Annotated in this window: 15 protein-coding genes; 9 read left to right on the top strand and 6 right to left on the bottom strand. The window is 67.9% G+C overall.

What is annotated here, in order from left to right; translation table 11 throughout:
• The 3 genes from EDD90_RS54440 to EDD90_RS59415 all read left to right on the top strand — a co-directional run.
• The coding region (locus EDD90_RS54440; protein ID WP_123982878.1) for a DUF1349 domain-containing protein at positions 1-2,178 on the top strand (2,178 nt) is incomplete at its 5' end.
• A 112-nt stretch (positions 2,179-2,290) separates the two neighbouring features.
• A complete protein-coding gene (locus tag EDD90_RS58400; protein WP_260328871.1) occupies positions 2,291-2,716 on the top strand; it encodes an RICIN domain-containing protein in 426 nt (141 codons plus the stop codon).
• Positions 2,717-2,976: 260 nt separating this feature from the next.
• On the top strand, positions 2,977-3,774 hold the full coding sequence (locus EDD90_RS59415; protein ID WP_180360574.1) for an integrase core domain-containing protein: 798 nt from the start codon (positions 2,977-2,979) through the stop codon (positions 3,772-3,774).
• Here EDD90_RS59415 and EDD90_RS54455 read toward each other — a convergent pair.
• Both EDD90_RS54455 and EDD90_RS54460 read right to left on the bottom strand, forming a co-directional pair.
• Positions 3,767-3,976 (bottom strand): hypothetical protein, encoded by a 210-nt coding sequence (locus EDD90_RS54455; RefSeq protein WP_097258718.1) that lies wholly within the window; start codon positions 3,974-3,976, stop codon positions 3,767-3,769. The two genes, EDD90_RS59415 and EDD90_RS54455, sit on opposite strands and share 8 nt — an antisense overlap.
• Positions 3,973-4,419, bottom strand: coding sequence for an SRPBCC family protein (locus EDD90_RS54460; protein ID WP_097258717.1), 447 nt, complete (start codon positions 4,417-4,419; stop codon positions 3,973-3,975). The genes EDD90_RS54455 and EDD90_RS54460 overlap by 4 nt, the downstream gene beginning before the upstream one ends.
• A gap of 238 nt (positions 4,420-4,657) precedes the next feature.
• Between EDD90_RS54460 and EDD90_RS54465 the strand changes: the two genes are divergently transcribed.
• The 3 genes from EDD90_RS54465 (at position 4,658) to EDD90_RS54475 (ending at position 7,475) form a co-directional block, all read left to right on the top strand.
• Positions 4,658-5,872 (top strand): IS110 family transposase, encoded by a 1,215-nt coding sequence (locus tag EDD90_RS54465; protein WP_398923662.1) that lies wholly within the window; start codon positions 4,658-4,660, stop codon positions 5,870-5,872.
• 49 nt (positions 5,873-5,921) lie between these two features.
• The gene (locus tag EDD90_RS54470) at positions 5,922-6,470 is read left to right on the top strand and encodes a group II intron maturase-specific domain-containing protein (protein ID WP_260328877.1); all 549 of its coding nucleotides are present in this window, start codon (positions 5,922-5,924) and stop codon (positions 6,468-6,470) included.
• Positions 6,471-6,536: 66 nt separating this feature from the next.
• Positions 6,537-7,475 carry an IS3 family transposase gene (locus EDD90_RS54475; protein WP_260328893.1) on the top strand — a complete coding sequence of 313 codons (939 nt, stop codon included), beginning with the start codon at positions 6,537-6,539 and terminating at the stop codon, positions 7,473-7,475.
• 45 nt (positions 7,476-7,520) lie between these two features.
• On the opposite strand, the gene EDD90_RS54480 is transcribed toward EDD90_RS54475, so the two are convergent.
• Both EDD90_RS54480 and EDD90_RS54485 read right to left on the bottom strand, forming a co-directional pair.
• Entirely contained in the window at positions 7,521-9,128 is a 1,608-nt protein-coding gene (locus EDD90_RS54480) for an IS4 family transposase (RefSeq protein WP_123982882.1), read from the bottom strand.
• Positions 9,129-9,393: 265 nt separating this feature from the next.
• Positions 9,394-10,110, bottom strand: a complete 717-nt coding sequence (locus tag EDD90_RS54485; RefSeq protein ID WP_260328878.1) for a class I SAM-dependent methyltransferase — start codon at positions 10,108-10,110, stop codon at positions 9,394-9,396.
• A 173-nt stretch (positions 10,111-10,283) separates the two neighbouring features.
• Between EDD90_RS54485 and EDD90_RS54490 the strand changes: the two genes are divergently transcribed.
• Positions 10,284-10,496, top strand: coding sequence for a hypothetical protein (locus EDD90_RS54490; protein WP_123982884.1), 213 nt, complete (start codon positions 10,284-10,286; stop codon positions 10,494-10,496).
• On the top strand, positions 10,484-10,693 hold the full coding sequence (locus EDD90_RS54495; protein WP_185149755.1) for a hypothetical protein: 210 nt from the start codon (positions 10,484-10,486) through the stop codon (positions 10,691-10,693). Before EDD90_RS54490 ends, EDD90_RS54495 begins: the two co-directional genes overlap by 13 nt.
• 437 nt (positions 10,694-11,130) lie before the next feature.
• On the opposite strand, the gene EDD90_RS56235 is transcribed toward EDD90_RS54495, so the two are convergent.
• Positions 11,131-11,292, bottom strand: a complete 162-nt coding sequence (locus tag EDD90_RS56235; protein ID WP_185149746.1) for a hypothetical protein — start codon at positions 11,290-11,292, stop codon at positions 11,131-11,133.
• A gap of 403 nt (positions 11,293-11,695) precedes the next feature.
• On the opposite strand from EDD90_RS56235, the gene EDD90_RS54500 reads away from it, so the two are divergent.
• Positions 11,696-12,295 carry a beta/gamma crystallin domain-containing protein gene (locus tag EDD90_RS54500; RefSeq protein WP_185149747.1) on the top strand — a complete coding sequence of 200 codons (600 nt, stop codon included), beginning with the start codon at positions 11,696-11,698 and terminating at the stop codon, positions 12,293-12,295.
• 94 nt (positions 12,296-12,389) lie between these two features.
• Here EDD90_RS54500 and EDD90_RS54505 read toward each other — a convergent pair whose 3' ends face one another.
• Positions 12,390-12,608 (bottom strand): hypothetical protein, encoded by a 219-nt coding sequence (locus EDD90_RS54505; protein WP_185149748.1) that lies wholly within the window; start codon positions 12,606-12,608, stop codon positions 12,390-12,392.
• Between the last annotated feature and the right edge of the window lie 109 nt (positions 12,609-12,717).

Genomic DNA, 12,717 nt, shown 5'->3' on the forward strand with positions numbered 1-12,717 from the left:
AGCAACGGGTACTCCGCCCAGCAGACCGGGACCTACCTGGCCGGCACCTGGTCCGTCCCGTCGGACTGGCTGACCTCCTGCAACGGTAACGGCTGCAAGTTGTTCGAGGCGACCCGCCCGCACTGGAACCAGATGCCGGCCGCCGTCCAGGTCTCGGCCGCCGACCACATCACCTTCACCGGCAACCGGTTCGCCAACCTCGGGCAGCTCGCCCTCGGCATCGGCCAGGACGCCAACGCCCACGCCACCGGCGTCGGACTCGGTGCCGACACCATCACCGCCACCGGGAACGTCTTCACCCAGGACGCGGGCGGCGGCATCGTCGTCGGCGGGCTCCAGGCGGACGCGCACCACCCCAGTGACAGCCGGATGACCAACAAGAACATCACCCTGAACGACAACGTCATCCACGACGTGGCGATCGACTACCGCGACATGACGGGCCTCCTGGTCACCTACGTCAACGGCGCGAGCGTCTCGCACAACGAGGTGTACAACCTGCCCTACTCCGGCCTCGCCATCGGCTACGGCTGGGGCGTCAATGACCCGGGCGGCAGCCCGGACTACGCGAACCGGGGCCTGTACGACTACCAGCCCGTCTACTCGACGCCCACCACGGCCCAGAACAACACCGTCACGGGCAACCAGATCCACGACATCATGCAGCAGATGGCCGACGGCGGCTGCGTGTACACCCTGTCGGCCTCGCCCGGCAGCACGATCACGGGGAACTACTGCCACAACACCAACAACTACTACGGCCTTTACCACGACGAAGGCTCCCGGAACTTCACCGACACCAACAACGTCGTGCGCTACACCAACCAGTGGCTCTTCGCCCACGTCAGCTCAACCCACAACACCGGCGCCCTGACCGCCACCGACAACTGGACAAACAACGACAACGCCAACATCAGCAGCACCGACGGCCACGGTGACACCGTCAGCGGCACCGTCGTCGTCACCGACGGCAACTGGCCGTCCGGCGCGCAGACCGTCATGAACAACGCCGGCATCGAGCCGCAGTACCGGCCGCTGACCACCGGCGCCGTCACCGGCCCGTACAGCGCCTACTCCTCCACCCCCGCCGCCACCGGACAGACCGGCGGCTTCTTCACCGTCACCGACGCGGGCACCGACATCTGGGGCGCCGGCGGCCAGCACGACGACACCTACGGCACCGTCTACCAGGCAGGCGCCGCCGTCAACGGCACCTCGGTGACAGCCCGGGTCGACAACATCGACAACACCAACGCCTGGGCCAAGGCCGGAGTCGTGCTGCGCAACAACCTCACCGGCAGCGGCTCCTCACCCGGTTACGCGACCGTGGTGGTGACCCCGGCCAACGGCGTCAGTTTCCAGTGGGACTCCAACGGCGACGGCTACCTCGACCAGCTGACCTCCACGGCCACCTCGGTCAAGGCACCGGTCTGGGTGCGGCTCACCCGCACCGCCACCCAAGTGTCCGGCTACTACTCCACCGACGGATCCACCTTCACCCAGATCGGCTCGGCGGTGACCCTGCCGTCCATGGCCGCCACCCAGGACGCCGGAGTCATCCACACCGCCCACAGCACCACACCCGGCAGCGCGACCTTCAGCAAACTCCAGATCGTCACCTCGCCCTGGCGGGCCTACAGCTCCATCCCGGCCGCAGTGAGCCAGAGCCAGGGAGTGACCTCCCTGACCAGCGCGGGCATCGACACCTGGGAAACGACCGCGCTGCACGACGACGAGTACTCCGCGGCCTACCAGCCGGCCGCCGCGGGAACATCCTCCACCGTCACCGTCCACGTCGACAGCCAGGACAACACCAACGCCTGGGGCAAGGCCGGCCTGATGCTGCGCAACAACATCGCCGCAGCCGGCTCGTCCGCCGGCTACGCCTCCCTCTCCGTCACTCCCGGCAACGGCGTCACCCTGGAGTGGGACTCCGACAGTGACGGCTACGTCGACAAGAGCACCACCAAGACCGGCCGCTCCGCCCCCGTCTGGCTCCGGCTGGTCAGGAGCGGCACCTCGGTCACCGGTTCCTACTCCGTCGACGGCACCACCTGGACCACCGTCGGCACCGCCACACTGACCGGAGCGAACAGCAGCCTGGACGCGGGCACGTTCTTCACGGCCCACGCCCCGACACCCGGCACCGCGAGCTTCAGCCAGTTCTCCATCAGCTGACGAAGCGGAAGGGGCACCCGGGACTGCCACAGGACCGCCAGGCTCAGCGTCGCCTGGCGGTCCTGGGCCACGCCTAGGATGTGACGCAGACGTCGCGCTGACCGGGACCGGCATCGTCCCGGCCGGCGGGCAGCTCTACAAGATCGTGAACAGGAACAGCGGCAAGGTCCTCGACATCAACGGCTTCAGTCACCGGAGGGGGACTTCGATTCAGCGGCACTCCTTCGCCGGCGGCAACAACCAGCTGTGGCCCTTCCAGCCGACCACCGGCGGGTACCTCATCCGCAACTGGACCCATCAATGGCATGGTCGCCGACGGCTGGGGCTCCACCACCAACGGCGACCCTGTCCGGCAGGAGGCCTGGGACGGCAGCGACACGCAGCAGCGACCACGGCGGTCTGGCCGGCGGCGACCTTGTCGGCGAGGACCCTGGAGCAGCTGCCGAGGAAGTTCCGGCGCGGCCGGCGCACCCTGATCCGCACCGACTTCACCGGCGTACCCAGAAGTTCCTCGACCAGGGCCTGTATGGAGTTGTGATCAAGGCTGTGATCCGCTGTGTCGGATCACAGAGGAGGCCGGCGCATAATTCGAGTCCGGCCTGGTAGCTTTCAGGCTTTTTGTCGTAGCGGCCACCGTGCACCGTGTCCTCGTTCTGCGGGGACTCAGCCGGCTGCGCGACATCGATCCCCGCCCACTGGCGAGCAACTGCGCAAAGTCATCCGCTACGAACACGAACGCATTGGCGACTTGATCCACGTAGACATCAAGAAGCTCGGTCGCACCCCCGTCGGCGGTGGGTGGCGGATGCACGGCCAGGGGGACCGGCTCGCCTGCACCGAGGCCCTGGACGACGAGAGGCCGTCACCGCGGTCGCCTTCTGGCACCGCGCCGCTGCCTTCGTCGCCGCCCACGGCATCACCTCGATCCGCCGTTACCTCACCGACAACGGGTCGTGCCACCGGTCCACGACCTGGGCCAACGCGCTCGCCGCGACCGGTACGACGCACAAGCGGACCCGGCCCTACACCCCGCGCACGAACGGGAAAGTAGAGCGCTATAACGGGACACTCGCCCGCGAGTGGGCGTACGTGCGCGACTACACGTCCGGACACGAACGCCGCGTCACGCTCGCCGAGTTTGTGAACTACTACAACCACGAGCGGCCACACCGTACGGGAAGCCCCGAGATCACGACAGAAGGTGTGATTGGCGGTGCCGGCCACGGCGGTGACCGGCACCCATGGCGACACCCAACTGAATGGCGGGGCCGCCCGCACCACCACGCGCCCGGCAATCAGCAGATTGTCGCCCGGGGCGAGCCGCAACACGTCACGCAAGGCGTGCAGCGCGGCGACACCGACACTCGTCAGCGCCGCCGCCTCGGCCAGGTCCGCTTTGCCCGGGGCCAGGCTGACGGTCGATGCCTTCACGGTGATGAACTCGGCGGCGGCCCCGACACGGCTAGGCACGTCGGTGAGGAAGAACCTCCACACCCGTTGTCCGTGCGTCAGGTCGGTCACGCCGCCGCCGAGGGCGACCACCTCCCCGGTGAAGATCCCGGCAGGTCCGTTTGGGGAAGCTGCGGCCCTACATGATCCTCATGCCACCGGACCGGATCGACACATCGACCGGGTTGACGCTCGTGCCGTGGACGCGGACGAGCAACTCGCCGGCGCCCGGCTGCGGCCGCGCGACTACGCGAATCTCCAGCCCCTGGGGACCGCCGTACCCGCCGTACTCCACGGCGCGCATCATCGGCCGGGCGGCCTGCCCGGAGGTGGTCAGGAGGGGTCTCACCGATCGGCGAACGCCGTTTCGATCGTCTTTTTCATGAGTGCCACGGTGGTCCGCATGGTGCTGGTGGCGTAGTCGACGACCGACGCGGGCGCGAACTCGGTCGTCCAGACGAGATGGACTCCCTCCTCGTCCTCCCGCACGGTCTGTGACCCCAGGTGGTGTGTCAGCGGACCGCCCTCGGTCGCTTGGTAGGTGAGCTTTCGGGCGCCATCGTCGACTCCGACGATGCGCTCGGTGATCTTCATGTCATCGGCGAACGTCACCGTCCTGCTGTCCGGTCCCTTTTCCACGTGGAGCGCGAATCCCGGGATGAGCCGGGTGTCCACCGCATAGACATCGCGCACGGCATCCCACGCGAACTCCGCGCTGGCATCGACGACGACATCGACCGTCACCGAGCTCACGCCGGCTTCTTCGTAGCGAACTTCCATGAGCAAGGTCATGGTGTTTCCATACCTTTCTTCGTAGGGATGTTCGGGTCATTCGTAGGATCGGAGCACCCAGGGGTGCTGGGTGTGGCTGGCATGGTGCAGCCGCTGTCGTGGCTCAAGGAGATTGACCGCCCAGCGCCCGCGACGACTCGACCGCTGATTGGGATACGCGAACCGATCGCTCGTATGGACACGTCGGCGAGGTCGTCTGCTGGAATCGAGGACAGGCGCGGCGACGGAGGAGGACCTGGTGCCCGAACTGTGGGCCGGGACGGATGCGGGCAAGGCCGAGCACCATTGCACGGCGATCGACACGGACGGCAGGACTGTGTTCTCCCGCCGTGTCCCGAACGATGAGACCGAGCTGCTGGAACTGCTCGGCGATGTCCTGGACCTGGCCGACGGCGATCCGGTCACCTGGGCGGTGGACCTGAACGCGGGCGGGGCCGCCCTGTGGATCGCGCTCCTGGTCAGCCACGGGCAGAAGCTGATCTACATCCCCGGCCGGACCGTGCACCACGCCTCGGCCGCCTACCGGGGCAGCGGGAAGACGGACGCGAAGGACGCCTTCGTCATCGCCGACACCGCCCGCATGCGCCGTGACCTGCAACCTCTGCAGGAGACCGGCGAGATCGCGGTGGACCTGCGGATTCTGACCGCACGCCGCATCGACCTGTCGGCCGACCGCACCCGCGCGATCAACCGGCTGCGAGCTCAGATGCTGGAGTACTTCCCCGCACTGGAGAGGGCCTTCGACTACAGCGTCTCCAAGAGCGCGCTGGTCCTGCTGACCGGCTACCAGACGCCGGCCGCGCTGCGGCGCATCGGCCGGGCCCGGCTGGCGACCTGGCTCAAGAACCACGGTGTCCGCACCGCCAACGCGGCGAAGAGCACGGCGGACGCGGCGGTCACCGCGGCCGAGGCCCAGTTCACCGCCGTCCCCGGGGAGAAGACCGCCGCGAAGATGGTCCACACCCTGGCCAGGGAGGTGATGTCCCTCGACCAGGAGATCGCCGAGCTCGAAGCCCTGATCGAGGGCCGGTTTCGCGAGCATCCCGACGCCGGAGTGATCACCAGCATGCCCGGCATCGGCGACATGCTCGGCGCCGAGTTCATCGCCGCCACCGGCGGTGACATAGCCGCCTTCGGCAGCCCCGACCGTCTCGCCGGTGTCGCCGGCCTCGCACCCGTCCCCCGGGACTCGGGCAAGATCAGCGGCAACCTCCGTCGGCCTCGCCGCTACAGCCGAAGGCTCCTGCGGATGTTCTACCTCTCCGCCCAGGTCGCCGCCATGCACTGCCCCGTCTCCAAAGCGTTCTACCGGCGCAAACGCGACGAGGGGAAGTCCCACAAGCAGGCGATCCTGGCCCTCGCCAGGCGTCGGCTGAACGTGCTCTGGGCCCTCATACGAGACGGCCGCACCTTCGACGTCTGTCTGCCTGGACCAGCTGCCGCCGCAGCGTGAGGAAGCTCCCGCGAGCCTCCCACGACGGCTTGACAGCAATGACGCAGTCGTGCACTGCGACTCCGAGCGCCGGGCCCGTGCGGTCCTGAAGGCGATCGGGGACAGGATGGAAGAGGTCGGCCTGCAACTGCACCCGGCCAAGACCCGGATCGTGTACTGCGGAAGAGACGGGCGCCACGACGGTGTCGCGGCAACGTCGTTCACCTTCCTCGGATTCACGTTCCAGCGTCGTCCAGCACGAGACCGGAACGGAAAGATCTTCACATCCTTCCTTCCGGCGCCCAGCAAGGACGCCCTCAAGAAGATGAGCATGGAGGTCCGCTCTTGGCGGCTCCACATGCACATCGGCTACACCCTCGGCGAGTTCGCGCGATGGCTCAACCCCATCATCCGGGGCTGGATGCAGTACTACGGTGCCTTCTATCGCACCGAGTTGTATCCCCTCCTCAAGCGCATCAACTACTACCTGATGCGCTGGGTCCGCAAGAAATACCGACGGCTGAAGACCTTCAAGAAATTCCACCGGCGATGGAAGCAGGTCACCACCGCGTACCCGCTCTTCTTCGCCCACTGGAAATGGGTCCACGCGATCTGGTGACCAGGATAATAGGAGCCCGGTGACGGGAGACTGTCACGCCGGGATCTGTGGGAGCCCGGGGGTGAAATTCCCCCGGGCCACCCGACCGACCGCCTTCTTCGTGAGGGAGAACCACCGGTGAGCGAGCTGTACCGGTTGATCCATACGGAGAAGGCAAACTATCCGATCGTGCTGCTGTGCCGGGTGCTGCACGTGGCCCGTTCCTCCTACTACGCCTGGCGCGAGGGCGCGGCCGCCCGCCATGCCCGCCAGGCGGCCGACGACGCGCTCGCCCACGAGATCACCGTGCTGCACCTCGCCTCTCGCCGCACCTATGGCGTCCCCCGCATCCATGCCGAACTGCGGCGCCTGGGGCGGCAGGTGAACCGCAAGCGCGTCGCACGTCTGATGCGCGAGCGCGACGTCCGCGGCGTCACCCGCCGCAAGCACCGTTCGCTGACCCGGCCTGACAAGAAGGCGAAGCCGGCCCCGGACCTGATCGGCCGCGACTTTCACGCCGAGCGGCCCGGCACCAAGCTGGTCGGCGACATCACCTACCTGCCCACCGCCGAGGGCTGGCTCTACCTCGCCTGCTGGCTCGACCTGGCCACCCGCGAGGTCGTCGGCTATGCGATGGCCGACCATCACCGCGCCGAACTCGTCGTCGATGCCCTTGACATGGCCCACGGCCGCGGTGGTCTCGAGCCCGGCTGCGTCATACACAGCGACCGCGGCAGCGAATACACCTCGGCCCAATTCCGGGACCGAATACGGGAATTGAGGCTTCGGCAGAGCTGCGGGCGCACCGGATCCTGTTTCGACAACGCCGCCGCGGAGAGTTTCTGGGCCCTGCTCAAGGAGGAGATCGGCACCCGAACCTGGCCCGACCGGGCCACCGCCCGCGCCGAGGTCTTCACCTTCATCGAGACCTTCTACAACTGCTGTCGCCTCCGCAAGCACAAGACCTTCGGCTACCTCACTCCGGCCGAGACCAGACAGCGACACCAACACGGCCTCGCGGCATAACCATCGAGTGTCCAAGATCACGGGGAAACTTCCAAGGCCAGGTAGTTAAGGGATTTCCGCCGCTGTCAAGGTGGTTGGGAGGGCGTAAGCCGCAGGGCCGACCTTGATGATGAGACCGCGGTCGGCCAGGCGGCTGAGCTGGCGGTAGATGGACTGGACGGTGATGTCACCGAGGAGGCGCGAGAACTCCTTGGCACTCCAGGTTCGGTCGGGTTCGGAGTGCAGGAAGGCGATGATTTTCTCGCTGCGGCGCTGGGGTGAAGCCCTGGGCAGGGTGCGCTCGTCCGTGGTGGTCTCGGGGTACTCGCTCCGTTCTGGAGGGGGCAGGACTTCCGTGGTGAGACGAGTGATCGGGGTGGAACGGTCGGGGCGACCGTCGTTGAGGCGCTCCGCGTAGCGGACGGTGGTGGACTTGACCTTGCGAGTGCTGACGCGTGGGCGGCGGGCCGGGAGCAAGGAGTCGAGGACGCGGCGTCCGATCTCGGTGGCTCGTCCGAGGCCGCCCGTGGCGGGTGCGGCGAGGATGAGCTGGTCGCGGGCTGCCTGGAGGGCGACGGTGAAACCGGCCCGGTCAGGATCGATGTCCGGACGGGTCTCGACGGCGTCGACCATGGCGGTGCGCAGGAGCTGGTAGAGGGTGAGGGTGGCCCACACCTCCTGTTCGACGCCGGCGGGGTCCTTCGAGCGCAGGACGCGACTGTCCATCAGGGTGTGACGCAACGCGTAGTACGCGGATTCGTGTTCCCAGCGTTCGTGATAGAGGGAGACGAGGGTGCGGGCGGGGTGGCGCCGGGGGTCGGTGAGCGTGGTGATCAGCCGGTAGGAGCCCGTGAAGGTGGTCTTGTCTGCGCAGGTCACGGTGATCCGAGCCTCGATGACGCGGACTGCCACGGTGCCGAGCCGGGAGAGGTAGGAGTCGTCGTCGAGGCGGGCCAGGACCGGGGTGATCCGGTTGGACTTGAGTCTTCCCAGCACCTTCGCGCCGGTGGCGCAGGTCTCGGCGAGGAAGTCGTTGCCATCGAAGCCCTTGTCCCACAGCACGAGCATGTCCGGCGTCAACAGGTGCAGCAGGCGGCGGGCGTAGGCCGCCTCGCCCTCGCTGGGTGGACCGAAGCACGAGCCGATCAGTGCCCGGGTGCCGGTCTCGACCAGGGTCATCAGCCGGAGCATCGGCCAGCCGCCGTGCCGGCCGAAGGCCGCCCGGTTCGCACCGCTGTCGGGCAGCCTGATCGCGGAGCAGCCGTCGAAGGACACTGTGCGGTACCGACCGTGACGTACTCCCGGGGTGGAAGGCTGGGCGAGCGGTCCCGCCACGGTCTCGTACAAGGCTCGCATCGGGGCGATGCCGATGCGCCGGCGTAGATCGCGCAGGGCCTTCGCCGTCGGATCCACCATGGACAACGAGCCCAGAGCGGCGGTGAGCTTGCGCCACACAAGGCTGTAGCCGACCTCAGGGAACAGGCACATCGCGAGAACGAAGTACACCCCACAGCGCGAAGGAAGATCGCGGAGCCGTGAGTGCCGGCCTCCGTGCTCCTCCAGTACCGCATCGATCAGCTCCGGCGGCAGCAACGTACCCAACTCGCCCAGGTGCGCGGGCGCGTATCGCCCGCGTGACGAAGCGATCAGTCCCTCCGGAACACCGTCTGCCACAGGTGGTACGCGATATGGGGCCAACGGGGCTCTCCTGTCTGCTGTCTTAGACGACGAGCAGTACAACGAGAGCACCGTTGCTTCAGGCCTCAGACCTGCATCAACCCCCTTGACAGCGGCGGAAATCCCTTAACTACCTGGCCTTGGGGAAACTTCAGTTGGCCAGTGAGCACTCGAGTTGGACACTCCAAGCTCAACGCGGTGCCACCGCTATGACTGACGCGCGGCGGCCCGATTCGGGTGGGCCTCGCGAGCCCCACCCGAATCAGCAGAACGGTCGGAACTCCTTGAAGTCCGGCGTCGGGCGCGGATCGGGCAGCCGGTAGGCGCCGATCCGCCGCCGACCGCTGGCCGGGTCGGCGGTCCCGTCGACCCGGGCGTCCGGTATCGGACGCCACCCCAGATTGGTCTCGAAGTACGTCACGGCAGCGCCGACCGACGGCCACCAGACATCGTCGAGCACCACGATGCCGCCAGGTCGGACGATATCGCCCAGGAAGTGGAGGTCGACGAACACGTTGTGGAAGTGGTGGCTGCCGTCGACGAACGCCGCGTCCGCGGCGAAACCCGCGTCAGCCAACCGGGGAAGGAACCGCTGCGATGGTTCGGTCACCAGCTCGGCGATGTCGTCCAGGCCGGCGCTGCGCAGCAGCTCCCACCCGATACCGTCGTACGCCGTGTACTGGAACGGGTCGATCACCACATGCCGCGGGTTCCGTGAACCGTTGCGCAGCAGCGCCTCGCTGATCGCCAGCGCCGAGCCGGCATAGGCGAGCCCGATCTCGACGACCGTGCCGACTCGCTCTTCCACCAGGAGGTCACGTACCTGATCACAGTCGCGCTCCGGCAGCGTGACGGTGGCGAAGTCCGGACCGCCATCGGGAATCCGCGGCGGCCCGTGCTCGGTGAGCTCGCGGCGTACGGCGGCCACTCGATCCTGCCACTCGCCTGCGACTCCGTCCGGTTGCACGATCGAGGTCACCAAGCACGCTCCTTCTGGCTGCGGGCACGGGATGTGGCCAACTGTGACACGCAGAGCGGCCAACTGAAGCGCTCGGTCACCACGCCAGATCCGTTCTCGTGCCACCGGGCCTGCGAGGCGGGACTCGCCTCGGCCGGGATGCGGGGCGGTGGGGCGCGCGTGAGGCTGGTGCCATGTCGGAGCGCCGCGTGATCGTCTACCCGCCGTCTGAGACGGGTGGCCGCAGGGTGTGCATCGACGATCAGATGCTGGGCACGGCCCACAGCCTCCATGACCTCACCGTGTTCCTGCAGAACGCGGGCCTGACCGGCTGGGACGAGCTGGATGTCGCCGAGTCCGGTTGCATCGTGTGGCTCGAGGGCGGGCCGGAGGTGTGGAAACGCTGAACGCGCGCAAAGACCGCCGCGGCGGCCAGGGGCACGACGTGGAAGCCGTCCTCGACGAGCTCTACACCACGCCGCCGCCCGACTTCGTCGCCCGACGCGAGACGCTGGCCGCCGCCGCGAAAACAGCCGGCCGGGTAGACGATGCCCGCCTCATCCACGCCGCCCGCCGCCCCACCCTCGCAGCCTGGGCCCATTGACGGGTACGTCGTCACCCTCGGCCAAACCGCCGTCCAGCTCGACCGTCCCATGCGGCTGATCTTTCGGCCCGGCGAGTTCGGGCGCTGGCAGGTCACCGAGCCGGGCGAGGTCGACGCGAGCGTCTGGAGCGTGGGCCGGACACGTCCTCGGGCCCGGCTGCGTGGTGTCCGACTGCTACGACCCCGACCGCGACCGACCGGATGGCTGGGACGGACGGGCCGGTCTGGTCCTGGTCGACGCCGTTGAACCGGGAGATCCTTCGAACTGGGTGGTCAACGTACCGCCGGTGCGCAGCCTGCGCCAGTCGTATCCTCGCCTCTCCAACGTCGCGTTCAGCCTCGTCCGCGCGGTGTGAGGCCGGGCGGGGCGGTGTGGAATGACCACTTTCACCGGTTTGGGCGGCTCAGGCCATCCTGGACCTCGAAGCCCGAGACCCTCAAGGGCGGCCGGGTGGGGTGTGGAGCATAGATTGCACCTGTTCCGGGTTCGCCTGTTCTGGCAGAGGCGGTGCCGGCGGGAACAGCCGGTCTTCCAGAGCGGGCAGCCCGAGCAGCATGAGAAGCGGCACCGCCGGGCCGAGCAGGGCTATCACGATCACGACGCCTCCCTGGGAAGCTGGCGATCACGGCTGATCCTTGACGGCAAGCCGGCCATGTTCACCGTGCGACCGAACGGGGGAGGCCGCACACGGGGGAAGGGTCCGCATAGGCCGAACGGGTGATGTCAGGACGTGCAGAGGCATGGCCTGTGGCAGACCGCAGCGGCTTGTGCACTGTCGGGCGCGGGCGGCCACGAGCCGGCACCCCACGCCTCCGCCGCGTGCGGCACCCTCTCAGTCGGAGGGTCGCCGCCACAGGGGGCGGCGGGAGCGAGGGCGTGTGCCAGCGCGTTCCTTACCCGGTGTGCCGCTCCTTCACAACCAGCCGCCACAGTGTCCGAAGGTAATCGAAGGGTAACTCTGTGTTGTCCGCGTGATGACGCGATCCTCACCAGAGGGGCACATGAGCGAGCAGGAAGTCACCTTCTACACCCAGTCCAACTACACGGGCGACGCCCACACCTACGCAGTCGGAACCGACGAGAACCTGTACCCGGGCGGACTCAACGACAAGTTCAAGTCCGTCAAGGTCGGCCGGAAAGCCAAGGTCCTGGCCTGGCAGCACAGCAACCAGAGCGGCAAGTACCGGGAATGGGACCTCGACCAGCCGGACATCTCTGACATCGGCGGGCTGACCCGGTTCAAGGTCGTCGAGAGCACCACGCTGCCCATCGCGGTCCGGCTCCAGGACCTCACCGGCGCCTCCGCCGGACGGTACAGCCTCAAGGCCGCTTCCTACGACGTCGGCGACACCATCGTCCGCTCCGGCGACCCGGAGTACGGGCTCGTCGGCGTCATGCCCGAGGACGGCCCGCTGGTCACCACCGCCATCTACGTCCGCGACGAGCACTCCGGGGTCTACGTCGCTGTGGGCGCCATCTACTTCGTCTGGAACTCCGACACCAAGTCGATCGATGTCGCCGACGCCTCGAACGTCCCCGAGAATCTGGACTACTCGCGAGACGGCCGCAACCAGTTCACGTTCAAGCTCACCGGGGACTAGGAGCTAGGGCGGCGGAATACATCGCAGTGAGCGGGGCCTGCGGCGCCTTGCCGAAGCGCGGGCTGGGTCAAGGCGCCGTAGGCGGTGACAGGAGTCAGGTCGCCTGGGCGGCCTGACCGCGGCGGACGCGGCCGAGCAGGTCGCGGTGGTAGGCGGCGAAGCCGCCGTCGGGGACGGGTGCGGGGCTGCCGGTCAGCGTGTACCACTCCTCGGCACCGGTGTACTGCACGGTCACGCGGGCGCTGCGCGCGTCGTCATTGAGGGTGGTCCGTACGGTCAGGTCGCCGGTGATGACGCCGACGTCGTCGGTCATCACCCCGCCGGGTCCGGCCGTGACCTCGTCCTGATAGCTGGTGGCATCCGGGTGGGGTGCGGCTCTTTCGTAGTGACCTGCTCGATCAAGCGGTGAGGGCGTATCCGTC

Origin of the sequence: Streptomyces sp. Ag109_O5-1, assembly GCF_003814875.1 — a bacterium.
Lineage (GTDB): Bacteria > Actinomycetota > Actinomycetes > Streptomycetales > Streptomycetaceae > Streptomyces > Streptomyces sasae.

Bases quoted from the DNA above. Each gene is read 5' to 3' on its own strand.
- EDD90_RS54505 (WP_185149748.1), bottom strand. From the start codon at position 12,608: ATGACCGACGACGTCGGCGTCATCACCGGCGACCTGACCGTACGGACC.
- EDD90_RS54490 (WP_123982884.1), top strand. From the start codon at position 10,284: ATGTCGGAGCGCCGCGTGATCGTCTACCCGCCGTCTGAGACGGGTGGC.
- EDD90_RS54500 (WP_185149747.1), top strand. From the start codon at position 11,696: ATGAGCGAGCAGGAAGTCACCTTCTACACCCAGTCCAACTACACGGGC.
- EDD90_RS54460 (WP_097258717.1), bottom strand. From the start codon at position 4,419: ATGACCTTGCTCATGGAAGTTCGCTACGAAGAAGCCGGCGTGAGCTCG.